Annotated in this window: 24 protein-coding genes; 12 read left to right on the forward strand and 12 right to left on the reverse strand. The window is 64.3% G+C overall.

All coding sequences use genetic code 11. The features are described 5' to 3' along the window. Positions 1-98: 98 nt before the first annotated feature. Positions 99-1418, reverse strand: coding sequence for an NAD(P)/FAD-dependent oxidoreductase (locus tag LJX93_RS19920; protein WP_033699766.1), 1320 nt, complete (start codon positions 1416-1418; stop codon positions 99-101). A gap of 61 nt (positions 1419-1479) precedes the next feature. Then, positions 1480-2208 carry a GntR family transcriptional regulator gene (locus LJX93_RS19925; protein WP_033699768.1) on the reverse strand — a complete coding sequence of 243 codons (729 nt, stop codon included), beginning with the start codon at positions 2206-2208 and terminating at the stop codon, positions 1480-1482. Between the two features lie 339 nt (positions 2209-2547). On the opposite strand from LJX93_RS19925, the gene LJX93_RS19930 reads away from it, so the two are divergent. Next, entirely contained in the window at positions 2548-2889 is a 342-nt protein-coding gene (locus tag LJX93_RS19930) for a DUF2892 domain-containing protein (RefSeq protein WP_033699769.1), read from the forward strand. 50 nt (positions 2890-2939) lie between these two features. Here the strand turns inward: LJX93_RS19930 and LJX93_RS19935 are convergent, their stop codons facing one another. Both LJX93_RS19935 and LJX93_RS19940 read right to left on the reverse strand, forming a co-directional pair. Beyond that, the gene (locus LJX93_RS19935) at positions 2940-4154 is read right to left on the reverse strand and encodes a hypothetical protein (protein WP_047583230.1); all 1215 of its coding nucleotides are present in this window, start codon (positions 4152-4154) and stop codon (positions 2940-2942) included. Positions 4155-4195: 41 nt separating this feature from the next. After that, the gene (locus LJX93_RS19940; protein ID WP_033700206.1) at positions 4196-4645 is read right to left on the reverse strand and encodes a YcgN family cysteine cluster protein; all 450 of its coding nucleotides are present in this window, start codon (positions 4643-4645) and stop codon (positions 4196-4198) included. Positions 4646-4790: 145 nt separating this feature from the next. On the opposite strand from LJX93_RS19940, the gene LJX93_RS19945 reads away from it, so the two are divergent. Further along, positions 4791-5384 (forward strand): nitroreductase family protein, encoded by a 594-nt coding sequence (locus tag LJX93_RS19945; protein ID WP_033699771.1) that lies wholly within the window; start codon positions 4791-4793, stop codon positions 5382-5384. A 125-nt stretch (positions 5385-5509) separates the two neighbouring features. Here LJX93_RS19945 and LJX93_RS19950 read toward each other — a convergent pair whose 3' ends face one another. From LJX93_RS19950 to LJX93_RS19965, 4 genes are all read right to left on the reverse strand, one after another. After that, positions 5510-6442, reverse strand: a complete 933-nt coding sequence (locus LJX93_RS19950; protein ID WP_033699772.1) for a D-2-hydroxyacid dehydrogenase — start codon at positions 6440-6442, stop codon at positions 5510-5512. Between the two features lie 79 nt (positions 6443-6521). Next, positions 6522-6815, reverse strand: a complete 294-nt coding sequence (locus tag LJX93_RS19955; protein ID WP_033699773.1) for a YcgL domain-containing protein — start codon at positions 6813-6815, stop codon at positions 6522-6524. After that, positions 6812-7945: a ribonuclease D gene (gene rnd, locus LJX93_RS19960; RefSeq protein WP_033699775.1), complete on the reverse strand. Its 1134-nt coding sequence runs from the start codon at positions 7943-7945 to the stop codon at positions 6812-6814. Before rnd ends, LJX93_RS19955 begins: the two co-directional genes overlap by 4 nt. A gap of 108 nt (positions 7946-8053) precedes the next feature. Continuing rightward, a complete protein-coding gene (locus LJX93_RS19965) occupies positions 8054-9691 on the reverse strand; it encodes a phosphoethanolamine transferase (RefSeq protein ID WP_047583232.1) in 1638 nt (545 codons plus the stop codon). Between the two features lie 298 nt (positions 9692-9989). On the opposite strand from LJX93_RS19965, the gene LJX93_RS19970 reads away from it, so the two are divergent. After that, positions 9990-10226, forward strand: coding sequence for a YdcH family protein (locus tag LJX93_RS19970; protein WP_033699777.1), 237 nt, complete (start codon positions 9990-9992; stop codon positions 10224-10226). Between the two features lie 68 nt (positions 10227-10294). Here LJX93_RS19970 and LJX93_RS19975 read toward each other — a convergent pair whose 3' ends face one another. Then, positions 10295-11479: a trans-sulfuration enzyme family protein gene (locus LJX93_RS19975; RefSeq protein WP_033699778.1), complete on the reverse strand. Its 1185-nt coding sequence runs from the start codon at positions 11477-11479 to the stop codon at positions 10295-10297. Positions 11480-11607: 128 nt separating this feature from the next. On the opposite strand from LJX93_RS19975, the gene LJX93_RS19980 reads away from it, so the two are divergent. Further along, positions 11608-12069 carry an Lrp/AsnC family transcriptional regulator gene (locus LJX93_RS19980; RefSeq protein WP_033699780.1) on the forward strand — a complete coding sequence of 154 codons (462 nt, stop codon included), beginning with the start codon at positions 11608-11610 and terminating at the stop codon, positions 12067-12069. Positions 12070-12100: 31 nt separating this feature from the next. Here the strand turns inward: LJX93_RS19980 and LJX93_RS19985 are convergent, their stop codons facing one another. After that, positions 12101-14431 (reverse strand): FdhF/YdeP family oxidoreductase, encoded by a 2331-nt coding sequence (locus LJX93_RS19985; protein ID WP_047583234.1) that lies wholly within the window; start codon positions 14429-14431, stop codon positions 12101-12103. Between the two features lie 221 nt (positions 14432-14652). On the opposite strand from LJX93_RS19985, the gene moaA reads away from it, so the two are divergent. Both moaA and LJX93_RS19995 read left to right on the forward strand, forming a co-directional pair. Further along, positions 14653-15657, forward strand: coding sequence for a GTP 3',8-cyclase MoaA (moaA, locus tag LJX93_RS19990; protein WP_186658379.1), 1005 nt, complete (start codon positions 14653-14655; stop codon positions 15655-15657). A 20-nt stretch (positions 15658-15677) separates the two neighbouring features. Next, positions 15678-16577, forward strand: a complete 900-nt coding sequence (locus tag LJX93_RS19995; RefSeq protein WP_033699784.1) for a bestrophin family protein — start codon at positions 15678-15680, stop codon at positions 16575-16577. 25 nt (positions 16578-16602) lie between these two features. On the opposite strand, the gene moaB is transcribed toward LJX93_RS19995, so the two are convergent. Beyond that, the gene (moaB, locus tag LJX93_RS20000; RefSeq protein ID WP_186658373.1) at positions 16603-17142 is read right to left on the reverse strand and encodes a molybdenum cofactor biosynthesis protein B; all 540 of its coding nucleotides are present in this window, start codon (positions 17140-17142) and stop codon (positions 16603-16605) included. A gap of 140 nt (positions 17143-17282) precedes the next feature. On the opposite strand from moaB, the gene LJX93_RS20005 reads away from it, so the two are divergent. Then, positions 17283-18170 carry a LysR family transcriptional regulator gene (locus LJX93_RS20005; RefSeq protein WP_033699786.1) on the forward strand — a complete coding sequence of 296 codons (888 nt, stop codon included), beginning with the start codon at positions 17283-17285 and terminating at the stop codon, positions 18168-18170. Here LJX93_RS20005 and LJX93_RS20010 read toward each other — a convergent pair. Further along, entirely contained in the window at positions 18158-18940 is a 783-nt protein-coding gene (locus LJX93_RS20010; protein WP_033699787.1) for an AraC family transcriptional regulator, read from the reverse strand. The genes LJX93_RS20005 and LJX93_RS20010 overlap by 13 nt on opposite strands. Before the next feature lie 319 nt (positions 18941-19259). Between LJX93_RS20010 and LJX93_RS20015 the strand changes: the two genes are divergently transcribed. From LJX93_RS20015 to LJX93_RS20035, 5 genes are all read left to right on the forward strand, one after another. Beyond that, entirely contained in the window at positions 19260-20876 is a 1617-nt protein-coding gene (locus tag LJX93_RS20015) for an APC family permease (protein ID WP_047583235.1), read from the forward strand. 28 nt (positions 20877-20904) lie between these two features. Next, on the forward strand, positions 20905-21831 hold the full coding sequence (locus LJX93_RS20020) for a 4-hydroxyproline epimerase (protein ID WP_227696314.1): 927 nt from the start codon (positions 20905-20907) through the stop codon (positions 21829-21831). Between the two features lie 55 nt (positions 21832-21886). Continuing rightward, positions 21887-22834, forward strand: a complete 948-nt coding sequence (locus tag LJX93_RS20025) for a dihydrodipicolinate synthase family protein (protein WP_033699792.1) — start codon at positions 21887-21889, stop codon at positions 22832-22834. A gap of 218 nt (positions 22835-23052) precedes the next feature. Further along, positions 23053-24630: an aldehyde dehydrogenase (NADP(+)) gene (locus LJX93_RS20030; protein ID WP_227696315.1), complete on the forward strand. Its 1578-nt coding sequence runs from the start codon at positions 23053-23055 to the stop codon at positions 24628-24630. A gap of 3 nt (positions 24631-24633) precedes the next feature. Continuing rightward, positions 24634-25890, forward strand: a complete 1257-nt coding sequence (locus tag LJX93_RS20035) for an NAD(P)/FAD-dependent oxidoreductase (protein WP_227696316.1) — start codon at positions 24634-24636, stop codon at positions 25888-25890. Positions 25891-26018: the final 128 nt, after the last annotated feature.

Raw genomic sequence — 26018 nt, forward strand, 5'->3', positions numbered from 1 at the left:
GGACAGCGCATCTCGATCATCAAATTCGGGCAAAGCGCGCCCGTGCCGGCTAACTCACACCCGGCGTTAAATGTTCAATGGCCTAACTCAGATAAGGATCAGCTTTCTTTGCCAGCGCGCAGTTGCCCCCACATCAAGTTTGCGTTCAAGCCCAGGGATACCAAGGGCTGCGGTGGATTTGCGCAAGGCCCGGGGGCATTGAGCAGAAACGCGATAAGTTCGTTTTTGTCGCCGGCCAGCCAGTCGGCCAGCAATGCGCCGGTGACGGTGCCACGGGTAACGCCCAAGCCATTGCAGCACAGGGCGCCTACCACATTGGGCGCCAACTGGCCGAAGAACCCCATGTGATTGCGCGACAACGCCAGGGCACCGCCCCAGGTGTATTCGAAGTTCACCTCGGGCAGCATCGGGAAGCGCCGGGCAAACGACTCGCGGTGGCGCTGGACAAAGCGTTCCAGGTACTTGCGGTTGCTGCGCCCGTCCGGGTTGTAGCTGAAACTGTTGCGGATCAGCAGGCGATTGTCGACGGTGCGCCGCATCGTGGTGCCGAACGGGTCGGCCGGGATCACGCCCCAGTAGGGTTTGCCCCCCAGGCGTGCCTGTTCCTCATCGGTCAACGGGCGGGTGATGCTGCCATAGGTGAAGACAGGCAGCATGCGGCCCTTGAGAAAGCCGAAACTCATGCCGAAGGCGTTGGTGGTGAGCACCAGCTTGTCGGCCGTGATCGAGCCGTTGGCATGACGCAGTACCACCTTCGCACCATATTCGACGTCGGTAATCGGGGTGTTTTCGTACAACGAGACGTTGCTCGGCAGGCTGTCGGCCAGGCCTTTGACCAGCGCCGAGGGCTGCAGCAAGGCAGTGCCGGGGGTAAACAGGCCCTTGCGGTAGAAGTTGGTGCCGATATGCTCCGGCATGTCGCGGCCTTCAATCACTTCATACGGCTGGCCCAGTTTGTCCAGGCCACGGCGATAAGCATCCAGCACCGCGATGCCGCGATCTTCGACGGCCGCCTGGTATTTGCCGCAGTGACGGAACTGGCAGTCGATGTCGTAGCGTTCGATCAGCGCTTTGAGATAGGACTGGCCGCCCAGGTTGAGCTTGAGCACCGTCTTGGCGATATCGATGTCGCCGATGTAATCCTCGGCACCAATGTCATGGGGCAAGTCGATGGCAAAACCGGCGTTGCGCCCGGAGGTGCCGAAACCGACTTCCTGGGCCTCGACCAACACGATTTCGTCGTCCGGGAAGTTCGTTGCCAGCTGGCGTGCAGCGGCCAGGCCGGTGAAACCAGCACCGACCACCACCCAACGCGCCTGGCTGTGGCCACTGTGGGCCGGCCGGGGCTTACGGGGCTTGCTCAGGTGATACCAACCACAGGTGGCATCATCGGCAGGTAACGAACTTATTCTTGTCATGTCACTAACCTGGATCTTGCTGTTGACGAGCGGTCGGCGCCAGCGGCGAGACCTGGGAATCTCATAGCTGAATGGGTACATCCAGCCCTTGCGGCGCTGCGTATTCGGCCATGCGCCGGCGCGACAGCTCGAAGTGCTCACGCACCAGTTGCCCGGCGCGCGCGGGGTCGCGGTGTTCGATGGCGTGGATCATCTGGTCATGCTGATCGCAGGCGACTTCAAGGTCCTGCTGCATGTCATCGGTGGTCGGGTGGCGATAGAAAATCTTGCCCAGGCGGGCATGGTCGATAAGCAGGCGGCGCAGGCTCGGCATCAGGTAGTCGTTGTGCGCCATCTTGCCGATTTCCAGGTGGAAGGCATCGTTGTAGACCACCCGGTTTTCCACATCACGCGCTTCGATGGCCTGGCGAAAAAGCACCTGGATAGCCTTGAGCGCCTCGATTTCCGCTGTGCTGGCGTTGGTGGCGGCCAACTGAGTGGTGGCGATATAGATGAGCGGCGCGGCGACGAAGAAGCTGTGCAGCGAATCATGGTTCATCGCGGCAACCCGTGGCGCACGGTTGGCTTCCAGCTCGATATAGCCTTCAGCGGCAATCTGGCGCAGCAGTTCACGCACCGGTGGGCGCGACAGGCCGAACTCGTCACACAGCGCCAGCTCGTCCACCACAGCCCCTGGGGCCAGTTCCATGCTGAGGATCCGGCGGCGCAGCGCTTCGGCGAGGACGGCCTTGCGGTCCTGCGGCGCTTCAGCGCCTGCGGGCGCACTGATGGCTTGAACGGTGGCTTTCATGGCGGCCTTCTTTGTTGTCATGGCGCTGTGTCTACTATTTGTATAACGACTATAGGGCACTGTTAGACAATGTGTCTACAGCATTTTCGATGAGCGATTGAATCTCTCAAAGCCCCTGATTCAAAGGGCTTGAGGGGTTACCTGGGGTGAGATTAAACACCGTTGGCGCTGCGTTTCCAAACCGGACAAAATGTTATCCAGACCGGACACATTGCGGATTATTTGCGACCACCCCCTTCCACTTTGCAGCCACTCATCCCGCATGCCGTTGAGCAACACGAATGAACGGCTGCAATCAGCCTGCGGTCAGCTACTTACACTTCACACGGAGGGCTTGCCATGCTCGATATCCATACCGCTGCGGCGTCGCCGGAGCACAATGTTCAGGGCCTGGAAAGGGTCGGTTCGCTGGCTGGGGGGGCGCTGATGTTCAGCAAGGGGCTGCGCCATGGCGGCCTGGTCGGCCTGCTGCAGATGGTAGTGGGCGGCCTGGCGGTGGCGCGTGGGGTCAGCGGGCACTGCTCGACCAAGGCCTGGTGGCAACGGCACCGTCAGGAATACAACCGGTTGCGCTCGGACATCGAACGCAGCGCGGAACAGTTGCAGGCATTGAAGGCGAGCGCCAAGGCAGCTACGCGCGGGGTGACGGTGACAGGGAAGGATCCGTTGACCGGCCTTTGATGTTACTTGGCCTGTGCCAGCCGGTTCGCGGGCACAGGCTACAGAGGCCTTTAGCGCAACGCCTTGCTCTGCAACACCTCGGACCGGCGCCCCAGCACGCTCTCGCTGATCTGCACGAACTCTTCGGTGCTTACGCTCGGCAAACGCATCAGCGCCCGCGCCACATCATCCAGCGAACGCTTGGCCTGGGTGTGGATGCGGATCTCCTTGTCCAGTGCCTGCAACAGCATCACCCCCCGGGCAACCTGAGCCGGGCTGGCCTGCTCGCCCTTGAGCTGCGTGACCTTGGCGCCTTGCTTGCTCAAGCGCGCCTGCCAGGCCTGGTAGCGGTCATCGCTTACCCCACCCGCTCTGCGTAGCAATTCGCTGGCGTAGTAGTCGGTCAGGCTCTCGACAAGCCAGTCATTGCCATCACGCCCCTGGATCTGTGCAAACAGTTGCACCAGTTCGCGCAACAACGGGCTGCTGCCATTCTCGCTGATCATCGGCCGGGCACTGTGCAGATACAGCGACCCCTGCGCCGCCATCGCGCCACGCCACATGCCGTCACGGGCACCGACCAGCAGCAACTTCGGCGGGTTACGGGGGAACACCGCCTGCAACTGCGGCCAGACAAAGGTCAGCAAGGTCAGGCTGTCCATGCGCCGCATGCCCTGCCCGACCGGCGCGGCAACGGTGACTTCGGTTTCGCCCAGACGTGCACGGCGGCTGCCCAGGTCACCGGCTAGCATCCAGCCGGTGGGGCGGTCGAACAGGCGTGAAACGTTGTCGATGCGAAACTTGTCCTTGCCGACACGTGGCCAGGACGTTTCGATGCTCTTCCAGCCTTCGGGCAGGTCGAACCACAGGCGCGCCACCAGCTCGGTACCGTCCTGCTGGTCGAGGTGCGCAGGCGGCACCAACTGGTCACCGAGGAACAACGCCCAATGGGGCGTGATACGCGACGAGTAGGCGCCGCTGCGCAGCTGCTGGTCCAGCTGCACGCGGTAGCTGAGGCTGGTCTTGCCCGGCGCCGGGTGCCACACCCCGCGCGCGCCCTGGTCTGCCACCTGCCATTGGCCGTCGGCCTGAAAGCCGCTGTAGGTGCCGCCCTTGCCCAGGTCGAAATCCAGGCTGCGCACACTGCTGCCCTCAGCCAGGGTCAGGCGCACTTCAGCCTGGCCATTGGCGGGCAACAGACGCACGTGATAATCCAGGTCGACTTTCTTCGCCCAGGCCGGCGAACAGGCCACCAGGCTTAACAGCAGCAACAGCGGGCAACGCATACAGAAACTCCTTGTTTCCCAGAGGCGACGGGGCGCGCCGGTCAGCTGGCGCGAAAAATCAGATGGTCTTCCCAATCGTCCTCGTCGACATCATGCTCACTGAGCATACGCCCTGACTGGGAAATGCGCTGTTCATGGACCTGCTGGCGATCGCCGCAGATCAGGTGGTGCCAGTCCGGCAAGTCCTTGCCTTCGCTGACCAGGCGGTAACCGCAGGTGCTTGGCAGCCACTTGAACTGGTCGGCCTTGCCCGGGGTGAGCTGGATGCAGTCGGGCACCTGGGCAAAGCGGTTGGGGTAATCGCTGCACTGGCAGGTGTTCAGGTCCAGCAGTTTGCAGGCGATGCGCGTGTAATAGATGCTGTTGTCGTCCTCGTCCTCAAGCTTTTGCAGGCAGCACAAACCGCAACCGTCGCAGAGCGATTCCCACTCTTGCGGGTTGAGTTGTTCGAGGGTCTTGCGCCGCCAGAACGGCGCGCTGTCAGCGATCATCACACGGGTTTCCTGCATTCATCTTCAATGGGCGGCGCGCGGCGGCGCCAGTCTAGAGCCTGGCCTTCGGCAAAGCCAGACCGCTTGTCAGTGACGACGGGACGCAGTAGCGTGCGGTTTTCCCCATCCTCTTGCAGGAGCAGCCATGAGCGCCACACCCCGTATTGCCGATTACGCGATCAACGAGCAGTTCATCAACCGCTGGTCGCCGCGCGCCTTCACGGCCGAGCCGATCAGCGAAGAGACCCTGCTGAGCTTCCTCGAAGCCGCGCGCTGGGCGCCGTCGGCGTACAACTCGCAGCCTTGGCGCTTCCTCTATGCCCGTCGCGATACGCCGAACTGGGAGCGCTACCTGAACCTGCTGGTGCCCTTCAACCGCAGCTGGGCGCAACAGGCTTCGGCGCTGGTGCTGATCATTTCCAAGACCACTTTCGCAGCGCCTGGCGCCGCGGAAGAGAGCCCGGCCCTGTGGCACACCTTCGATACCGGTTCCGCCTGGGGGCACCTGGCCCTGCAGGCCAGCATCAGTGGCTGGCACACCCACGGCATGGCCGGTTTCGACAAGGCACTGGCGCGTACCGAACTCAAAGTGCCTGAAGGTTACGAGCTGCATGCCATGATCGCGATCGGCAAGCTGGGCGACAAGGCGACCCTGGCCGAGGCACTGCAGGCGCGTGAGGTGCCAAGCCCACGCCGGCCGCTGAGCGAGCTGGCGGCTGAGGGTGATTTCAGCCTGTAAGCGCTTTATTGGCTGTACTGGCCTCTTCGCGGGGCAAGCCCGCTCCCACAGGCACTGAGCAAGTTGCAGAACTGCTCAGTACCTGCGGGCTTGCCCCGCGAAGAGGCCAGTAAAGCCACTGCACATCAGTAACCCCGGGTGAAATCCACTTCCCCGCGCAAGCCCTGCTCCGCCTCATATGCCCGCACATTCTCGACAAACAGCCGCACCATCGCCGCCGGCGAGGTGGGCGCCGAGCTGTGCCCGGTCAGCAGCAAGCCCAAGGCGGTCCAGAACGGGTGACGCTGGGGCAGCGGCTCCTGGCGGCACACATCGATTACCGCGCCCGCCAGGTGGCCTTGCTTCAGTGCTTCGACCAGGTCGCCATCGACCACCGCCACCCCGCGCCCGGCATTGATGAACAACGCACTGGGCTTGAAACGCTGGAACAGCGCCGCATCGTACAGATCATGGGTAGCCGGCGTGTCCGGCAGCAGGTTGATCACGTAATCGGCCCGCTCGACCCTGCTCGGCAGGTCCGCCAGCGCGGCCACTTCGGCGAACGGCGCCTGCTCACGGGCGCTGCTGGCAATACCGTACAGGGTTACCCCAAACGGCTGGAGAAACTCGGCTACCCGCTGGCCAATATCGCCGGTGCCGACGATCAACACCTGGCGCCCCTCCAGCGTGCCGCCCGGGCGGTCGTCCCAGCGCCGCTCCACCTGGCTCAGCAGGCGCGGCAGCACTTCGCGTTCATGGCCAAGCATGTAGGTGAGCATGTATTCCGCCATCACCTGACCAAAAATGCCCACCGCACGCGTCAAGCGATAATCCCGTGGCAAGCCGTCGGCCAGCAGCGGGGTAATGCCCGCCCAGGTCGACTGCATCCAGGCCGGCTTGTGGCCCTGGCGTAGCAGGCTCGCCAGCAAGTCAGGCTGACCCAGCCACACTGGGCACTGCGACGCCTGCAGCGCCAGTTCGGCAGAGTCGCTGCTGGTCAGGATTTCCAGGTCAGGGGCCGCCTGGCCCAACAACTGGGCGTAATGGGCATGATCCTGTTCGGCAATCAGAACGCGCATTCGTGAAAACAACCTTGGCAGACAACCAAAGCGGCCCGACGCGCGGGCCACTTGGCGAAAGAGGGGAACCAGGCCTGGGTCAGACCGGATCGTTACGGCGCAGCAGCTCTTCGGGCAGGTGCTCGATGTACTCGTCTTCGACCGGCGGCATCTGCAGGTGATAGCCCTGGTTGTCGAGGTTTTCCAGCACCTTGGCGATGTCCTCGCGCGCCAGCTTGCGCTCGGGGGTCAGCACCAGGTCGAAAGCATGCACGGGGGCGCCGAAGAACGGCAGCAGGGCCTCGGGCACGCGCTCCAGGCCTTCGGCCTTGAGCACATACAGGTACATTTCGTTCTTGCGGGGGCTCTTGTAGATCGAGCAGATACGTTTCATCGGGTTTCTCCGGCACCTGCCAGGTTGTCCAGCAGGGCCTGGCCCATACGCTCACGGCGCCAGCCGCGCAGCGAATCGGGCAGTTGATAGGGGCCGTTGGGGTAGCCGCTCTTGAGCAGGGCTTCCAGGGTTTTCTTGCGCAGCATCAGCTCGGGGGCTATGCCCAGGCGCTCGCCTTCGGCCTGGCCGATCGCGCGCAGCTGCTTGAGGATACCGGCAGCCTCGATCGGCAAGGGCTCGGGCAGGACCTGCGGCCACTGCTCGGCAGGCAGGCTGGCAGCCCGCTTGATCAGCTGAACGAGGAACTCACCGTCCTGACGGATGGTACGCGGGTGCATCTCGTCGATCTTGGCCAGCGCCGACAGGTTGGACGGCTGGGACTTGGCCATCGGCCACAGCGAGTGCTCCTTGAGGATGCGATTGCGCGGCACGTCGCGGTGGCGTGCCTCGCGCTCGCGCCAGGCACACAGCTCGCGCAACACCGCCAACTGCTGGGGCGCAAGCTTCCAGGCCAGCTTGACGTCGCGGTACAAGCTCTCGGGTTCGACCTCGCGGCGCAGTTGGGCAACCAGCTCGGCGCCGTCCTCCAGCACCCAGGCGTACTTGTCGTCGGACAGGCGCGGGCGCAGGGCGGTGAACAGCTCGGCCAGGTGCACGGCATCCTCGGCGGCGTAGCTGATCTGGGTTTCGGAAAGCGGGCGCTGCAACCAGTCGGAGCGGGTTTCACCCTTGGGCAGCTCGAGCCCCAGCACTTCCTGGACCAGGCGCGAATAACCCATGGAGAAGCCCAGGTTCAGGTAGCCGGCGGCCAACTGCGTGTCAAACAGCGGCTGTGGCAGCTTGCCGGTCAGGCGCAGCAACACTTCGAGGTCTTCGCTGCAGGCGTGCAGCACCTTGACCACGCCGCTGTCTTCCAGCAACTCGGCCAGGGGCTGCCAGTCCTTGATCAGCAGCGGATCGATCAGAAAGGCGCGTTGGCCGTCGCCGATCTGGATAAGCCCCGCCTTGGGGTAGAAGGTGTCTACCCGCATGAATTCGGTGTCGAGCGCTACGAAGGGCAGTTCGCGCCAGCTTCGGCAGAGTTCGGCCAGGGTCTGGTCGTCACGGATCCAGTGTATTTCGATGGCCACGAGGCTCTCCCACTAACATTGGCGCGCAGTATATACGGCGCGGGCACTGCGGGTGAAACCTGCGCCATCCTTGGAATAGATAAACGGTGGTATGCAGGCCATTGGCAGTCAACGCTTGGCTGCCAGCCAAGGCCGGCAGCTGGCGAACATGTCCAGCGACTGCTGGTAGACCTCGGTGCGCACCTGCAACAGGCCAAGCATCGAGTGGAACAGGTTGTCCTGGGACAGCGGTGCGTCGCTGAGCTTGGCCAGGCAGTCGGTGTCCAGGCCAAAATCTTCGCGGTAGCTGTCCGAAAACCAGGTCAGCAACGGCACGTGTTTCTGTTGCTCAGGCGCCAGCATGTAGGGGGTGCCATGCAGGAACAGGTTGTATTCGCCCAGCGATTCGCCATGGTCGGACAGGTAGATCATGGCGGTATCGACCTTGTCCTGCTTGCTGCGCAGGGTATCGATCAACATGGCCAGGACCTTGTCGGTGTAGGCCAGGGTGTTGTCGTAGCCGTTGACGATCTCCTGCTGGCTGCACTGGTTAAGGGCATTGCTGTGGCACACCGGCGTGAACCGCTCGGTTTGCGCCGGGTAACGCTTGAAGTACTCGGGGCCATGGCTGCCCATCTGGTGCAGCACCAGCACGGTATCCTTGTCAAGGTTGTCGAGCAGCTCGGCCAAACCCTGCAACAGAATCTCATCATGGCATTCACCATTGGCACACAGGGCCGGGTCGGTGAGGTTGCTGACATCGATGAACTGCACCCGATCACAGGTACCCTTGCAGCCCGACTGGTTGTCGCGCCACTGCACGGCCAGGCCTGCGCGCTGGAGGATGTCGAGCAGCCCTTCACGGTTCTTGGCGACGCGCGCGTCGTACTCCTTACGGCCCATGCCCGAGAACATGCACGGCACCGACACCGCCGTCTCGGTACCGCACGAATGCACGTCGGAAAACGCCAGCAGGCCCTGCTCCTTGGCAAGGTTTGGCGTGGTGTCGCGGGCATAGCCGAGCACACCAAAGTTTTCTGCACGCGCGCTCTCACCCACCACCAGCACGGTCAACGACTTACGGGCGTGCTGCTGCCAGGCTGCATCGCGCCGGGCATCTTCACCGTAAGGCTGGAATGGCCGGGCGGCCGTGCCCACACGTTCACTGACATAACCAATGGAGGCGCCGACGATATTGCTCGGCGTCAGCATCAGGCGCAGTTCGTGGTGATTGCGAAACAGCGAAGACAACCCCTGATAGTTGACCAGCGCCACCGACCCCAAGGCCACCACGCAGGCGCCGCTTACCACCAGCTTGCCCAGCAGTTCGCGGTGCCAGGCGCGGTAGGCGATCGGCGCCTTCCACAAAAGCACCGAAGGCAAAATACCCAACCCCAGGATATACAAGGCACACTTCAGCGAGAGCAAGTCGCGCACTTCCGTGACATTGGTTTCGGCGATATTACGGAACATACCGGCATCAATAAGTACACCGTACTGATTCATGAAGTAAGCGACACCTGCACCACTCATGAACAAGAGGATCAGCACCGGTTTCAACACAAACCGGAAGGCAAACAAGGTCAAGATCAAATTAAACGCGAACAGCATCAGCACAGCAAACGCCAGGCTCAGCCAAAGCCCCGGCAGCCCTGGCGGAACCACCTGTTCCAGGTGTTGCCAGAGAAAGACATTGAAGCCGATCAGCAGGTACAGGCTGGCCAGCAGCGTGACCCATTCAGTCCGCAGGGATTTGACGTTGAGCATCAGGGTTCGCAATCAAGAGTGAGTATCAGCCCGTGGGCCTGTGCGGCACCGGGGGAACGTTGGCTGAACTCTAGAAAGGGCACCATCAATGTTTCGTGAAAAAGACGCCAACAAAACAGTGAGCGGGCATCTTTATCACATTAAATGAAGTTCATTCAGCCGCCATTCAGCCAGGCAGGCGAAGCTTGGCGTACGGCTCACAGGGGGATGCGACAGCCTACCCCAGCCCCCCCTCGGCGCAAAGGCGACTATCCTCAAAAGTCAGGACCATTCGCCAACCCCCAAGAGAGGTGAAGAAATGCCCGTTCCGCACGATCTGCTCGCTGACCTGAACATCACTGCCGACGACTTCCAGATGCGCATTGACAAGGACCATGACCTGCACAAACTGCACAAGGAGTACAACGCCAAGGACAAGGAAGTGCTGGCCGCCGAGGGCAACGCCAGCACCGATGACACCGTCACCCGTTTGCGCAAGGAGCGGCTGTTGATCAAGGACAAGATCGAACGCATTGTTCATCCGCCCAAAGCCTGACCCACACAACCTGAATTTGAATGCGCCGGCCTGTTCGCAGGGCAAACCCGCGAACAGGCCGGCAACCCTCACACCGCTGCCGACGCCCGCAGCGCGCAGTCCAGGTCCTCGATCAGGTCGCGGTAGTCTTCGATCCCCACCGACAACCGCAGCAGGTTCTCACCGATCCCCATCTCGCCTTTCTGCTCCGGGCTCAGCGAGTTGTGCGACATGCTCCAGGAGTGGTTGATCATGCTTTCCACCCCGCCCAGCGAGTCGGCCAGCACAAAGATCTGCAAGGCCTCTACCAGGCGATTGAGCGCGGCCCGGTCGCCGCCCTTGACCTTCATTGCCACCACGGCCCCGCCCGCGCGCATCTGGCGCTTGCACAGGTCATGCTGCGGGTGGCTTTCAAGCCCCGGGTAATAGACCTGTTCGATCTGCGGGTGGCTTTCGAGAAAACGCGCCACCTGCAGGGCATTGGCGCACTGGCGCTCCATGCGCACATCCAGGGTCTTCAGGCCGCGCAGCGCCAGGTAGCAGTCGAACGGCCCCTGGATGGCCCCGACCGCCATGCTGATCTTGCGCAAACGCGCCAGCAGTGCGTCATTGGCCGCTACCACCACACCGCCGGTGAGGTCGGAGTGGCCGCCGATGTATTTGCTTGCCGAGTGCATCACCAGGTCCACGCCCAAGGTGATCGGCCGCTGGTTCCAGGGCGAGCAGAAGGTGTTGTCGATGCAGGTGAGGATACCGCGCGCACGCGCCAGGTCGCAGACCGCCTTGATATCGACCAGGTGCAGCAGCGGGTTGGTCGGTGATTCTATCCAGATCAGCTGGGTTTGCGGGCGTATCGCCGCAGCCACGGCCTGCAGGTCGTTGAGGTCGACGTAGGTGGTGGTCAGCCCCGACGTATGGCTGCGGTAGTCCTCCAGGATACGGAAGGTGCCGCCATAGACACCGTTCATCACCACCACGTGGGCATCCTTGGGCAACAGTTCGAGCACCGTCGCGGTGGCGTTCACGCCAGAGGCACAAGCCACCGCGCCAACGCCTTCTTCCAGCGCCGCCACACAGCTCTCGTAGGCATGCCGGGTCGGGTTGCCGACACGGCTGTAGGCATACTCGGGGTTATCGTCGAGGCTGCGCTTGATGTAGGAACTGGCGGTATAGATGGGCGGGAAGATCGCGTTGTCGGCAACGCTATGCTGTTCGCCGGCGTGGATGGTGCGGGTGGCGAAATTACGCGGCTTGTCGGACATGATCCGGTCCATTGACTGAATAGAGCCTGCAACTATCGCACAACCGCCGCGCTCGGCAAGGGCGCGCAGCAAGGGGGATTAATTTCCTGCATTCTGGCGTAATCTGGAGAAGAATTTTCTACAGCCAGCCTTCTATCGATATGGACAGTTTCGACCAGCACATCCTCACCCTGCTCCAACGCGACGCGTCGGTTTCCCTCAAGGACCTGGCCGAGGCGGTCAACCTGTCGACCACGCCCTGCTGGAAGCGGGTCAAGCGCCTGGAAGAAGACGGCTACATCGTCGGCCGTGTCGCGTTGCTCGACCCCACGCGCCTGGGGCTGGGCCTGACCGTGTTCGTCCAGCTCAAGACCCAGCGCCACGACAGCGCCTGGCTGGAGCAATTCGCCGCCACCGTGACCAGTTTCGAAGAGGTGATGGAGTTCTACCGCATGTCCGGGGACTGGGACTACATGCTGCGGGTGGTGGTGGGTGATATCGCCGCCTATGACCGGTTCTACAAGAAGCTGATCACTCGCACGGATGGGCTTTCCAACATCACCTCGAGTTTTGCCATGGAGCAGATGAAGTACACCACGGCGTACCCCGTGCACCGCCCCTGACGGGATGCTGGAGGCCCTTCCAGGCCACCGATCAATCCGCCGCCAACACCGCCTCGATCCGGTTCCCGGCCTTGGCCTTCTCTAGCTTGATGGCCACAAACTTCGACGTCGGCGTATACGTCCCCTCGCCATAACTCTCCAGCGGCACCAACGGATTGGTCTCCGGGTAATAGGCCGCCGCCTGCCCCTCGGGCACGTCATACGCCACCAGGCGGAACCCCGACACCCGCCGCTCGCGACCATCCTCCCACAGCGACACCAGGTCAACATGCTCGCCGGGCTCAAAGCCCAGGCGGCGAATGTCGGCCTCATTGACGAAGACCACCTCGCGCAGGCCGAACACCCCGCGGTAGCGGTCGTCCAGGCCATACAGCGTGGTGTTGTACTGGTCGTGCGAACGCAAGGTCTGCAGGATCAGGTCCGGTTTGTCGCCACGGGCCAGCACCTGGGCATTGACCAGTTGCTCCGGCAACTGGCTGGCACTGAAACGCGCCTTGCCGGTCGCGGTGCGCCAGTTGCGATCCGCCGCATTGTTGCCCAGGTGGAACCCACCCGGGTGCTGCAGGCGCGCATTGAAGTCGGCAAAACCCGGGATCACGTCAGCGATCATGCTGCGGATGCGGCCGTAGTCGGCAATGGCGTATTCCCAGTCGATCGGCTTCTTGCCCAAGGTCGCCTGGGCCATGCCGGCAACGATCGCCGGCTCCGAACGCAGGTGCGGCGAACGTGGGCGCAGCTGGCCGTGGGAGATGTGCACCATGCTGAAGGTGTCCTCCACGGTGACACCCTGCGGCCCGCTGGCCTGCAGGTCGATTTCGGTACGGCCCAGGCACGGCAGAATCAGCGCATCGCGGCCGGTGACCAGGTGCGAGCGGTTGAGCTTGGTGGAAATCTGCACGGTCAGTGCGCAATTGCGCAGGGCCGCATGAGTGCGCGGGGTGTCCGGCGTGGCCTGGGCGAAGTTGCCGCCCAGGGCGATGAAGACCTTGGCCTGCCCTTCTTCCATGGCTTTGATCGCCAGCACCGCGTTATGCCCGTGGGCACGTGGCACACGGAACTGGAAGCGTTCTTCCAGGGCGTCGAGCAAGCCGGCCTTGGGCTTCTCGTCGATGCCCATGGTGCGGTCGCCTTGCACGTTGCTATGGCCACGCACCGGCGACAGGCCGGCACCCGGTTTGCCCACGTTGCCGCGCAGCAGCTGCAGGTTGACGATTTCCTGCACGGTGGCCACCGAATGGCGGTGCTGGGTGATGCCCATGGCCCAGCACATGATGACCCGTTCGGCCTTGCGGTACATGCGCGCGGCCAACTCGATCTCGGCCTGGGTCAGCCCCGACTGCTCGACGATATGCGCCCAGGCGGTGGCATCCACCGCCGCCAGGTAGGCATCGACGCCACTGGTGTGCTCGGCGATGAAGGCATGGTCGAACACGGCCGGCTCACCCTTGGCCTGGGCCTCGCGCTCCCACTGCAGCAGGTACTTGGCGATGCCGCGCATGGCCGCCATGTCGCCGCCCAGGGCCGGGCGGAAGTAAGCGGTGTTGGTCGGCTCGGAGCCGTTGCTGAGCATCTCGAATGGGTGCTGCGGGTGCTGGAACCGTTCCAGGCCACGCTCTTTCAGCGGGTTGAAGCAGACCACCTGGGCGCCCCGCTTGACCGCCTCGCGCAGCGGTTCGAGCATGCGCGGGTGGTTGGTGCCGGGGTTCTGGCCGATGACGAAGATGGCGTCGGCCAGCTCCAGGTCATGGAACACCACCGTGCCCTTGCCCACGCCGAGGGTTTCCGACATGCCCACCCCGCTGGCCTCGTGGCACATGTTCGAGCAGTCGGGGAAGTTGTTGGTGCCGTAGGCGCGGACGAACAGTTGGTACAGGAACGCCGCTTCGTTGCTGGCCCGCCCCGAGGTGTAGAACTCGGCCTGATCGGGCGAGTCCAGTGCCTGCAGGTGCTGGGCGATCAGGGCGAAGGCGTCTTCCCAGGAGGTTTCGACGTAGTGGTCGGTGGCCGCGTCGTAGCGCATCGGGTGGGTCAGCCGGCCTTGGAATTCGAGCCAGTAGTCGGTCTGCTCGGCCAGCGCGCTGACGCTGTATTTGGCGAAGAATGCCGGGTCTACCGAGCGGCCGGTAGCCTCCCAGTTGACCGCCTTGGCGCCGTTCTCGCAGAACTTGACCATGTCGTTTTCCGGCGACTCGCCCCAGGCGCAGCCTGGGCAGTCGAAGCCGCCGTTCTGGTTGGTCTTGAGCATGGCCCGCAGGTTCTTGAAGGCGTTTTCGCTGCCCAGCCAGCTTTTGGTCACGCTCTTGAGCGCACCCCAGCCGGCGGCGGCGCCTTTGTAGTCCCTGATGTGTTCGTCCTGGCTCATGCGGTGAATCCTCACGCTCGGTGTTTTTTCCAGACTATTGAGCGTGGGGTGGGAGCGTCCAATCGAAAGATCTTACGGCGTGATAAGCCGTTTCGATCATGGGGGGGGCTGGCCCAGCAGCCGTGATAGAGCATATTGATCATTCGGTCGGGGAAAGCAATTTGACGGGGGTGCACCCAGGTTATAGCTTGGAGATGAGTCCAACCCATTCGAGCACAATCGTGGAACAGAACAGCCGGGCCCTGATCGACGGCTTCAACCGGAAAATCGACTACCTGCGTATGTCGGTCACCGACCGCTGCGACTTCCGCTGCGTCTACTGCATGGCCGAAGACATGCAGTTTCTGCCACGCCAGCAGATCCTCAGCCTCGAAGAACTGTTCCAGGTGGCCGAGCGCTTCGTCGCCCTGGGCACCCGCAAAATCCGCCTGACCGGGGGCGAGCCGCTGGTACGCCAGGGCATCGTCGAGCTGTGTGGGCGCATCGCCGCCCTGCCCGGCCTGCGCGAACTGTGCCTGACCAGCAACGGCTCGCAGCTCGGGCGCCTGGCCCAGCCGCTGTTCGACGCCGGCGTATCGCGCCTGAACATCAGCCTCGACAGCCTGCACGCCGGGCGCTTCAAGCAGCTGACCCGCACCGGCGACCTCAACCAGGTCATCGCCGGCATCGACGCCGCACGCAAGGCAGGCTTTGAAAAGACCAAACTCAACTGCGTGGTGCTCAAAGGCCGCAACGATGACGAGCTGGTCGACCTGGTGCGCTTTGCCATCGACCGCGAGCTGGACATCACCTTCATCGAAGAAATGCCCCTGGGTGAAATCAGCGAACACCAGCGCGGTGAGTCGTTCTACTCCAGCGACCAGGTGCGTGACCGCCTGGCCGAGCAGTTCACCCTGATCGAGTCCACCGAGTCGTCCCAAGGCCCGGCCCGTTACTGGCGCCTGGCCGAAGCGGCACACACCCGGGTGGGCTTCATTTCGCCGCACAGCCACAACTTCTGCGCCACCTGCAACCGCGTGCGCCTGACCGTCGAAGGCCGCCTGCTGCTGTGCCTGGGCAACGAGCATTCGGTGGACCTGAAACAGGTCCTGCGTGCCCACCCTGGCGATGCCGCGCGGCTGGAAAAAGCCATCCGCGACTCGCTGCACCTCAAGCCCTACCGCCATCACTTCGAAGTGGGCGGTGAGGTGCAGATTCTGCGCTTCATGAACATGACCGGCGGCTGATTGGCTGCCTCTGGATTTCCATGATCGTCCACCCCCGCCCCGATGTGCTGCGCGTGCTGTTCACCCTCAAGGGTTCGATCGTCAAGCGCATTGCCCTGCGCTGCCTGATGGTCACCGTGCTGGCCGCGCTGATCGTGCTGGTCGAGCGGCATTTCCCGGCGTTCTTCTACCCGGTCAGCGCCACGCCGTTCACCTTGCTCGGCCTGTCGCTGTCGATTTTCATGAGTTTTCGCAACAACGCCTGCTACGACCGCTGGTGGGAGGGCCGCAAGGCCTGGGGCAAGCTGATCATCGAGACCCGTTCATTCGTGCGCGAGAGTGTGGTGATCGCCGACCCGGCGCTGCGTGCCGAGCTGCTGCGCAACCTGTGCGGCTTTGCCCATGCGCTCAATGCCCGGCTGCGCAACGAGGATGACCTGGCCGCTGCCCGACCTTGGCTGGCCAGCCCGGCTGCAATCAGCCCGCATAACGTGTGCAACAGCATCCTGAGCGAGATTGGCGGGCACTGTTCGCGGCTGGCCGAGCAACAACAGATCAGCGATTGGCGCTACAGCGTGCTGGAGCAGCGCCTGGTGGGCCTGTCGGAAGTACAGGCCACCTGCGAACGCATCAAGGGCACGCCGCTGCCGTTCCCCTACACCCTGTTGCTGCATCGCACCATCTACATCTTCTGCCTGCTGCTGCCGTTCGCCTTGGCCGAACCGCTGGGCTGGCTGGCGCCCTTGTTCACCACCATCGTCGGGTATACGTTTTTCGGGCTGGATGCGATTGGCAATGAGCTGGAAGACCCGTTCGGGCGGGATGAAAACGACCTGCCCACCGATGCGCTGGTGCGTACCGTGGAGCGCGATGTGCTGGCGGGGTTGGGGGTAACGCCACTGCCACCGGCTTTGGAGCCGGTGGGGTATGTATTGAGCTGAGGGTTTTCTGCTTTCTGGCTGGCCGTTACCCTCGGCTGGCACAAGCCTCGACGGGCTTCAGGTGCGGCACGAAATTGCACGGCCGGTGCCGCGCATCCAGCTGCTCCGCCAGGATCCCTTCCCATGCCGTGCGGCACGCGCCGGTGGAGCCCGGCAGGCAGCACACCAGGGTACCGTTGGCCAATCCGGCCAGAGCGCGGCTCTGAACGGTCGAGGTGCCGATATCGAGAATCGACAACGCCCGGAACAGTTCGCCAAAGCCATCAATACGTTTGTCCAGCAGGCATTCAACCGCTTCCGGCGTACTGTCACGCCCGGTAAAGCCGGTGCCGCCGGTGATCAGCACCACCTGCACCTGCTCGTCGGCAATCCAGGTAGCGACCTGGGCGCGGATCTTGTACAGGTCGTCCTTGAGCAACGCCCGTGCCACCAGGCGGTGGCCGATCTCCACCGAGCGGCTGGCCAGCAGCTCGCCGGAGGTGTCGTTGTCGTAGGTGCGGGTGTCGCTGACGGTCAGCACGGCGATATTGAGCGGTACGAAGACCGCGTCGGGTTTGACGCTCACGTGGGCTACTCCTGAAAGGGCATTGTCACCACGCTAGAGGCATGGCCTGGGGGCGTCCAATCGATATGGCGTACCGGGTGATCAATGACATCTATCGCTGACTTGGTTAAGGTCAGCACAACCAGACGCCAGGCACTCCCATGGACATCAAGCAACTCAAGTTCCTCATCGCGCTCGACCAGACCCGCCACTTCGGCCAGGCCGCAGCGCTGTGCCACATCACCCAGCCGACGCTGTCGATGCGCCTGCGCAACCTGGAAGACGAACTGGACCTGGTGCTGGTCAAGCGCGGACAGCGCTTCGAAGGGTTTACCGAGGCCGGCGAACGCATCCTGGCCTGGGCTCGCACCCTACTGGCCGCCCACGACGGCCTGCAGGCCGAAGCCGCCAGTTGCCGTGGCCAGGTGGTCGGTAGCCTGCGCCTGGGCACGGTGCCGCTGGCCAGCTTCAACCCGATGCAATTGCTGCTGCCACTGCGCGAAAAATACCCCGAGCTGCAGTTTCAGCTCAGCTCGCACAGCACCGAACAGATCATGGATGGCCTGAGCCGCAACCAGCTCGACCTGGGCATCTGCTACCTGGACCAGGTCAACGCCAGTTTCTTCGAAGTGATCGAGCTGGGCACCACCACCATGGGCCTGCTGCACGACACCCGGCACTTCCAGTTCGAGGCCGACAGCCTGCGCTGGGAGGAGCTCGGCGAGATCCCCCTGGGCCTGCTGAGCAAAGGCATGCACTACCGTCAGTCGCTGGACCTGAGTTTTCGCAGCCGCAGCCTGGAGCCCAACGCCGTGCTGGAAAGCGACTCAAGCTTCCAGCTGATCCAGGCCATCAACACCGGCGTGTGCTGCGCGATCATGCCACTCGATTGCGGGCTGGAAGACTTGAGCGACCACATGCGCATACTGCCCATCGTCGATGCCAGCATCCACAGCCCGGTGGGCCTGCTGCTGCGCCGCAGCGAGCCACGTTCGGCAATTGCCGAGCAGTGCTTTGACGAGGCCCGTGCCCTGTTTCAAGCCCCCTGAGCCGCCGTCGCCTGGCGGTACTGGCGCGGGGTGAAGCCGGTCAGTTGCTTGAACTGCCGGCTGAAGGCGCTGTGGTCGGTGTAGCCGCAGCGCATCGCCACGTCGGTGATCGGCAGGTCCGAATGCAGCAAGCGATGGGCATGCTCCAGGCGCGCTTTGTGGATCATCTGCCGCGGCGTGAGGTGGAACACCCGCTTGCAATAGCGCTCCAGTTGCGCCACGGAAATACCCGCGATGCGGGTCAGTTCACCCATGCTGATCGGCTGGTGAAAGTGCTGGCGAATATGCTCATCCACGGCGGCCAGGCGCTGGTAAGCGGGATGGGTGTCGGCGGCTGACTGCAGGTCGACCGAGATGCCCACCAAGCCGATGATGGCGCCTTGCGGGTTATACAGCGGCCGCTTGTGGGTCAGGCACCAACCGGGCTCGCGGCTGCCGTACAGGTGCAGTTCGAGCTGGTCTTGCAGCACCAGGCCATCTTTGAGTACGCGGCGGTCCTGCTCGGTGTAGCCGGGGCCCAGTTGCGCCGGGAAGACTTCGGCGCTGGTCTTGCCCAGCAACGGCTGCAGGCGCTTGAGGCCACAGCGCTGGACCAAGGTGTCGTTGGCCAGCACGTAGCGGGCGTCGGGGTCCTTGATGAAGATCGCGGCGTTGGGGATGGCGTCGAGGATCGGCAGCAGCAGGGAGACCCCGGCGAGCAGCGCCTCCAGGGTGGCGGGGCGGTGCGGGTCGAAGCACTGATACAAGGTTGCCAGGGGGTGATCTGTCATCTCGCTTCTCGGGGGCGACGCTATTGACCACCTGTGGGAGCGGGCTTGCCCCGCGAAGGCGCCAGAAGCGTCACTGCTCCTCGCCAGCCCACAGCCGGTATGGCTTCCAGCCTATCCGCCCGCCCCCGCCAGCCGCCAGCTTTTTCTGCAACTGTGCCGATTTCGTCATCCCCCTTGCAGAAAACCATCAAGAACCGACGCCCCGATCGGTCCACTCTATGCCCCACGCAAGCCGCCCAAGACCTACAAGAGCGCGGCCCAAAAGCCGCATCTCGTGACATCAGACCTGCCTATCCAAAACCTACAAAAAGGCGCACCCATGTCAGGTAAATTCAAAAAACAGCTGTCATTGCTGGACCTCACCTTCATCGGCCTAGGCGCCATCTTTGGCTCCGGCTGGCTGTTCGCTGCCAGCCACGTCTCGGCCATCGCCGGCCCCGCCGGTATCCTCTCCTGGTTCCTCGGCGGTTTCGCCGTGCTGTTGCTGGGCATCGTCTACTGCGAGCTCGGCGCCGCCCTGCCCCGCGCCGGTGGCGTGGTGCGTTACCCGGTGTACTCCCACGGCCCGCTGCTCGGCTACCTGATGGGCTTCATCACCCTGATCGCTTTCTCCAGCCTGATCGCCATCGAAGTGGTCGCTTCGCGCCAATACGCCGCTGCCTGGTTCCCCGAACTGACCAAGGCCGGCTCCAGTGACCCGAGCGTGCTCGGCTGGTTGGTGCAGTTCGCGCTGCTGGGGCTGTTCTTCGTGCTCAATTACCGCAGTGTGAAGACCTTTGCCAAAGCCAACAACCTGGTCAGCGTGTTCAAGTTCATCGTGCCTTTGCTGGTGATCGGCGTGCTGTTCACCTTCTTCAAGCCGGCAAACTTCGAAGTCCAGGGTTTTGCGCCCTACGGCCTGTCCGGTGTGGAAATGGCCGTGTCGGCCGGCGGCATCATCTTCGCCTACCTGGGGCTGACGCCGATCATCTCGGTGGCCAGTGAAGTGAAGAACCCGCAGCGCACCATCCCGATTGCGCTGATTCTTTCGGTGCTGCTGTCCACTGCGATCTACGCCTTGCTGCAACTGGCGTTTCTCGGCAGCGTGCCGACCGAAATGCTGGCCAACGGCTGGGCCGGGGTGACCAAGGAACTCGCCCTGCCCTACCGTGACATCGCCCTGGCCCTGGGCGTGGGCTGGCTGGCCTACCTGGTGGTGGCCGACGCGGTGATCTCGCCCAGCGGCTGCGGCAACATCTACATGAATGCCACCCCGCGGGTGATCTATGGCTGGGCGCAGACCGGCACCTTCTTCAAGTTCTTCACGCGCATCGACGAGCAGTCCGGCATCCCCCGCCCGGCCCTGTGGCTGACCTTCGCCCTGTCGGTGTTCTGGACCCTGCCGTTCCCCTCCTGGGAAGCGCTGATCAACGTGGTGTCGGCGGCACTGGTGCTGAGCTATGCCGTGGCCCCGGTCACCGTCGCCGCGCTACGCCGCAACGCCCCTGACATGCCGCGCCCGTTCCGGGTCAAGGGCATGAGCGTACTCGGCCCGCTGTCGTTCATCATCGCCGCGCTGATCGTCTACTGGTCTGGCTGGAACACCGTGTCGTGGCTGCTGGCCCTGCAAATCGTGATGTTCGTGCTGTACCTGCTGTGCGCCCGCTTCGTGCCCACCCAGCACCTGTCCCTTGGCCAGCAAGTGCGCTCGTCGGCCTGGCTGATCGGCTTCTATGCCGTGACCATCCTGCTCTCCTGGCTGGGCAGCTTCGGTGGCCTGGGCGTGATTGGCCATCCACTCGACACCGTGGCCGTCGCGGCCTGCGCCCTGGGCATCTACTACTGGGGCGCCGCCACCGGCGTGCCGGCCCATCTGGTGCGCCTGGATGGCGAAGATGAAAGCGAAGCCAGCGCCGACACCCACCTGGGCCACCGCCCTGCCGCCGTCGCCTCCTGAGCTCGGCCTCTACCCAAGGGACATGCCCATGAAACACATTCACGTCATCGACTCGCATACCGGCGGCGAACCGACCCGCCTGGTGATGAAAGGCTTCCCGCAGCTCAATGGCCACACCATGGCCGAACAGCGCGACGAACTGCGCGAGCTGCACGACCCCTGGCGCCGCGCCTGCCTGCTGGAGCCACGCGGCAACGATGTACTGGTGGGCGCGCTGTACTGCCCACCGGTGTCGGAGGGCGCCACCTGCGGGGTGATCTTCTTCAACAACGCCGGCTACCTGAACATGTGCGGCCACGGCACCATCGGCCTGATCGCCTCGCTGCAGCACCTGGGGCTCATCGCACCGGGCGTGCACAAGATCGACACGCCGGTCGGCCAGGTCAGCGCCACCCTGCATGAAGACGGCGCGGTCACCGTAGGCAACGTGCCGGCCTACCGCTATCGCCAGCAGGTGCCGGTCGAGGTACCGGGCCATGGTGTGGTGCACGGCGATATCGCCTGGGGCGGCAACTGGTTCTTCCTGGTGTCCGAGCACGGCCAGCGCATTGCGATGGACAACGTCGAGGCGCTCACCGATTACACCTGGGCAATGCTCAAAGCCCTGGAGGCCCAGGGCATCACCGGCGAGAACGGCCAGCCGATCGACCATGTCGAGCTGTTTGCCGATGACCCCGACGCCGACAGCCGCAACTTCGTCATGTGCCCCGGCAAGGCCTACGACCGCTCCCCCTGCGGCACCGGCACCAGCGCCAAGCTGGCCTGCCTGGCCGCCGACGGCAAGCTCGACGAGGGCCAGACCTGGGTCCAGGCGAGCATCACCGGCAGCCAGTTCCAGGGCCGCTACGAACGCGAAGGCGAGCGTATTCGCCCGTTCATCACCGGCCGCGCCTACATGACCGCCGACAGCACCTTGCTGATCGACGAAAAGGACCCTTTCGCCTGGGGCATCTGACCCGCCCAGGCCTTTTATTCGCACCCCCTACTGAATACTGCAAGGAGTGACACCCATGAGCGACAACATCTTCACCGGCTGCATGCCTGCCCTGATGACCCCTTGCACCGCCGAGCGCAAACCAGACTTCGACGCCCTGGTGCGCAAAGGCCGCGAGCTGATCGAAGCCGGCATGAGCGCCGTGGTGTACTGCGGCTCGATGGGCGACTGGCCGCTGCTGACCGAGGCCGAGCGCCAGGAAGGCGTGGCGCGCCTGGTGGCGGCCGGCATCCCGACCATCGTCGGCACCGGCGCGGTGAACACCCGCGAAGCCGTCGCCCACGCCGCCCATGCCGCCGAAGTCGGCGCCGCCGGCCTGATGGTAATCCCGCGGGTGTTGTCCCGCGGCGCCTCGCTGATCGCCCAGAAGCACCACTTCTCGGCCATTCTGGCGGCTGCGCCGAAGCTGCCGGCGGTGATCTACAACAGCCCGTACTACGGCTTCGCCACCCGCGCCGACCTGTTCTTCGAACTGCGCCGCGAATACCCGAACCTGATCGGCTTCAAGGAATTCGGCGGCGGTGCCGACCTGCGCTACGCCGCCGAACACATCACCTCCAAGGACGACGACGTGACCCTGATGGTCGGCGTCGACACCCAGGTGGTGCATGGCTTCGTCAACTGCAACGCCACCGGCGCCATCACCGGTATCGGCAACGCCCTGCCGCGTGAGGTGCTGCAACTGGTGGGCCTGAGCAAACAGGCCGCCAAGGGCGACGCCAAGGCCCGGCGCCTGGCCCGCGAACTGGAAGCGGCGCTGGCAGTGCTGTCGTCGTTCGATGAAGGCTGCGACCTGGTGCTGTACTACAAGCACCTGATGGTGCTGAACGGCGACCGCGAATACAGCCTGCACTTCAACGAGACCGACGCCCTTACCGACGCCCAGCGCAACTACGCCGAACAGCAGTACGCGTTGTTCCGCCAGTGGTACGCCAACTGGTCGGCCGAGCAGAACGTCGCCTGATAACTCTGGGAGCAACTGTCTTGCTCAAGCGTGACCCCTGTGGGAGCGGGCTTGCCCCGCGAACACGGGCTATGCCCGTGCCATCCTCCGCGGTGCCTGCTTCGCGGGGCAAGCCCGCTCCCACAATGAATGCCCTTGTTCTCTGTGCGAAGGCGCAGCCCGAAAGGGTTGGGCGCTTTCCCGCAGGGTAAGCCGAATCTGACTCCAAAGGAGGCTCCATGACCCTGACTGGCAACCTGCTGATCGGCCAGCGCGCCGTGACCGGCAGCCGCGAAGCGATCCGCGCCATCGACCCGGCCACCGACCAAGCCCTTGAGCCCGCCTATGCCGGCGGCACCGGCGAGCACGTGGCCCAAGCTTGCGCACTGGCCTGGGCAGCGTTCGATGAATACCGCGAAACCTCGCTGGAACAGCGGGCCCACTTCCTCGAAACCATCGCCGAACAGATCGAGGCCCTGGGTGATGCGCTGATCGACCGCGCCGTCGCCGAAACCGGGCTGCCCAAGGCGCGCATCCAGGGCGAACGCGGCCGCACCTGCACGCAACTGCGCACCTTCGCCCGCGTGGTACGTGCCGGCGAGTGGCTGGACGTGCGCGTCGACAACGCCCTGCCCGAGCGCCAGCCCTTGCCGCGCCCCGACCTGCGCCAACGCCAGGTGGCCCTGGGCCCGGTGGCGGTGTTTGGTGCCAGCAACTTCCCCCTGGCCTTCTCGGTGGCCGGCGGCGACACCGCTTCGGCACTGGCCGCTGGCTGCCCGGTAGTGGTCAAGGCCCACGGCGCCCACCCAGGCACCAGCGAGCTGGTCGGCCAGGCACTGGCACAGGCCGTGAAACGCTGCGGCCTGCCCGAAGGCGTGTTCTCGCTGTTGTACGGCGCGGGCCGTGAAGTGGGCATCGCGCTGGTCAGCGACCCGCGCATCAAGGCGGTCGGCTTTACCGGCTCGCGCAGCGGTGGCATCGCCCTGTGCCAGGCCGCCCAGGCACGCCCGGAGCCCATCCCGGTGTACGCCGAGATGAGTTCGATCAACCCGGTGTTCCTGTTTGATGCCGCCCTGCACAACCGTGGCGAGGCGCTGGCGCAAGGCTTCGTCGCTTCGCTGACCCAGGGTGCCGGGCAGTTCTGCACCAACCCTGGCCTGGTGATAGCGCGCCAAGGGCCGGCGCTGCAACGCTTTGTCGCCGCCGCCAGCGCACAGGTGCAACGCGCGGGGGCACAGACCATGCTCACCCCCGGTATTTTCAGCGCCTATGCAACGGGCGTCGGCGCCTTGGCCGAAAACAGCAAGGCCGAGGTCGCGGCCAGCGGCCAGCCGCCGCAGGGCCCTAACCAGTGCCAGGCCCACTTGTTCGTGACCCAGGCCAGCGCGTTTCTGGCCGACCCGGCGCTGCAGGCCGAAGTCTTTGGCGCCGCCTCGTTGGTGGTGGCATGCGATAGCGACGCGCAGATCCGCCAGGTCGCCGAGCACCTGGAAGGCCAACTGACCGCCACCCTGCAGCTGGACGAGGCCGACCTCGACAGCGCCCGCGCGCTGCTGCCAACCCTGGAACGCAAAGCCGGGCGCATTCTGGTCAACGGCTGGCCTACCGGGGTCGAGGTGTGCGATGCGATGGTCCACGGCGGGCCGTTCCCTGCCACCTCCGATGCCCGCACCACCTCGGTGGGAACGGCGGCGATCCTGCGCTTCCTGCGCCCGGTGTGCTACCAGGACTTCCCTGACGGCCTGCTGCCAGAGGCCTTGCGCCACGGCAACCCGCTGCAACTGCGCCGGCTGCTCGACGGCAAGCGGGAAGGCTAGGCCATGGTCGAGCCACTCAACGCTGCCGACACCGATATCGCCGTGGTCGGCGCCGGCATCGTCGGCGTCGCCTGCGCCCTGCAACTGGCCCGCCAGGGCCGCCGGGTGCTGCTGATCGACCGCGAGCAACCCGGCCATGGCGCCTCCTACGGCAATGCCGGGCACCTGGCCACCGAGCAGGTATTCCCGATCGCCGACCTGTCGATCCTCAAGCGCCTGCCGAGCATGCTGATGGACCCGATGGGCCCGCTGCGCCTGGACTGGAAGTACCTGCCCAAGGCCATGCCCTGGTTCACCCGCCTGCTGCTCAACCTGCGGCCGGCGCCGTTCCAGCGCAGCGTAGCCGGTATCCGTGCATTGAACGAAGGCAGCCTGGCGGCGTGGCAGCAGTTGCTCGGCTCCATTGGGCGCAGCGACCTGTTCAAGGATGAGGGGTCGTTGCTGGTGTTCGAACGCAGCGAGTCGCGCCAAGCACTCGTGGCCTTGCAGGCGCGCATGCAACAGCAGGCCGTGCCGGTCGACTGGTGGTCGGCCGATGCGGTGCAGGCAGCGGCGCCCCAGTTGAGCCCAGCGCTTTTAGGTGGGCTGTTTTTCCCCGCTACCGGGCATTTTATCGACCCGTACCGCGTGGTCTGCGAACTGTTCGAAGCGGCCAGGGCCAGTGGGGTGCGCTTCGTCCGGGCGCAGGTCGAAGGTGGGCAGCTGCACGGCGGCGGGGTCAGCCTGGTCAGCGACCAGGGCACGTTCAACGCCCGCCAGGTGCTGATCAGTTGCGGCGCGCACTCGGCAACACTTACCGCAGCCCTCACCGGCAAGCGGGTGCCGCTGGATACCGAGCGCGGCTACCACCTGATGTTGCCTGGCGAGCAGCAACGGCTGCCGTTCGCCGTGACCTCACTGGAGCGCAAGTTCATCATGACGCCGATGGCCGACGGCTTGCGCCTGGCCGGCACGGTGGAATTCGCAGGGCTGGATGCGCCGCCGAGCATGCAGCGGGCATGGCAGCTGCATCGGCTGAGCCAGGGTTTGTTCAAGCAGGACCTGGATGCCGAGGGCGCGACGCCGTGGATGGGCTTCAGGCCATCGTTGCCGGACTCATTGCCGGTGATCGACCGGGTGTGTGATGGGCGGGTGTTGCTGGCATTCGGGCATCAGCACCTGGGGCTGACCCAGGCGGCCGTGACGGCCGAATGGGTGGGGCGGCTTGCCGACCAGGAAAAAGGGCCGCAGATGGAGGCCTATCGGTTGGATCGGTTTTGATCAGGGCCGGCCTCTTCGCGGGGCAAGCCCGCTCCCACAGGTAACTGCCAACCTCAAGGCCAGCGGAGTAGCTGTGGGAGCGGGCTTGCCCCGCGAAGAGGCCGGCCCAGGCTACTGAATAATCAGCA

Origin of the sequence: Pseudomonas sp. HN2-3 (assembly GCF_020691745.1) — a bacterium.
GTDB lineage: Bacteria > Pseudomonadota > Gammaproteobacteria > Pseudomonadales > Pseudomonadaceae > Aquipseudomonas > Aquipseudomonas capeferrum.

Bases quoted from the DNA above. Each gene is read 5' to 3' on its own strand.
- LJX93_RS20030 (WP_227696315.1), top strand. From the start codon at position 23,053: ATGACCCTGACTGGCAACCTGCTGATCGGCCAGCGCGCCGTGACCGGC.
- LJX93_RS19945 (WP_033699771.1), top strand. From the start codon at position 4,791: ATGAGCGCCACACCCCGTATTGCCGATTACGCGATCAACGAGCAGTTC.
- LJX93_RS19965 (WP_047583232.1), bottom strand. From the start codon at position 9,691: ATGCTCAACGTCAAATCCCTGCGGACTGAATGGGTCACGCTGCTGGCC.
- LJX93_RS19975 (WP_033699778.1), bottom strand. From the start codon at position 11,479: ATGGACCGGATCATGTCCGACAAGCCGCGTAATTTCGCCACCCGCACC.
- LJX93_RS19985 (WP_047583234.1), bottom strand. From the start codon at position 14,431: ATGAGCCAGGACGAACACATCAGGGACTACAAAGGCGCCGCCGCCGGC.
- LJX93_RS19930 (WP_033699769.1), top strand. From the start codon at position 2,548: ATGCTCGATATCCATACCGCTGCGGCGTCGCCGGAGCACAATGTTCAG.
- LJX93_RS20035 (WP_227696316.1), top strand. From the start codon at position 24,634: ATGGTCGAGCCACTCAACGCTGCCGACACCGATATCGCCGTGGTCGGC.
- LJX93_RS20005 (WP_033699786.1), top strand. From the start codon at position 17,283: ATGGACATCAAGCAACTCAAGTTCCTCATCGCGCTCGACCAGACCCGC.
- LJX93_RS19995 (WP_033699784.1), top strand. From the start codon at position 15,678: ATGATCGTCCACCCCCGCCCCGATGTGCTGCGCGTGCTGTTCACCCTC.
- LJX93_RS19935 (WP_047583230.1), bottom strand. From the start codon at position 4,154: ATGCGTTGCCCGCTGTTGCTGCTGTTAAGCCTGGTGGCCTGTTCGCCG.
- LJX93_RS20010 (WP_033699787.1), bottom strand. From the start codon at position 18,940: ATGACAGATCACCCCCTGGCAACCTTGTATCAGTGCTTCGACCCGCAC.
- LJX93_RS19940 (WP_033700206.1), bottom strand. From the start codon at position 4,645: ATGATCGCTGACAGCGCGCCGTTCTGGCGGCGCAAGACCCTCGAACAA.
- LJX93_RS20020 (WP_227696314.1), top strand. From the start codon at position 20,905: ATGAAACACATTCACGTCATCGACTCGCATACCGGCGGCGAACCGACC.
- LJX93_RS20025 (WP_033699792.1), top strand. From the start codon at position 21,887: ATGAGCGACAACATCTTCACCGGCTGCATGCCTGCCCTGATGACCCCT.
- LJX93_RS19980 (WP_033699780.1), top strand. From the start codon at position 11,608: ATGGACAGTTTCGACCAGCACATCCTCACCCTGCTCCAACGCGACGCG.
- LJX93_RS19925 (WP_033699768.1), bottom strand. From the start codon at position 2,208: ATGAAAGCCACCGTTCAAGCCATCAGTGCGCCCGCAGGCGCTGAAGCG.
- LJX93_RS19920 (WP_033699766.1), bottom strand. From the start codon at position 1,418: ATGACAAGAATAAGTTCGTTACCTGCCGATGATGCCACCTGTGGTTGG.
- LJX93_RS20015 (WP_047583235.1), top strand. From the start codon at position 19,260: ATGTCAGGTAAATTCAAAAAACAGCTGTCATTGCTGGACCTCACCTTC.
- LJX93_RS19955 (WP_033699773.1), bottom strand. From the start codon at position 6,815: ATGAAACGTATCTGCTCGATCTACAAGAGCCCCCGCAAGAACGAAATG.
- LJX93_RS19970 (WP_033699777.1), top strand. From the start codon at position 9,990: ATGCCCGTTCCGCACGATCTGCTCGCTGACCTGAACATCACTGCCGAC.
- LJX93_RS19950 (WP_033699772.1), bottom strand. From the start codon at position 6,442: ATGCGCGTTCTGATTGCCGAACAGGATCATGCCCATTACGCCCAGTTG.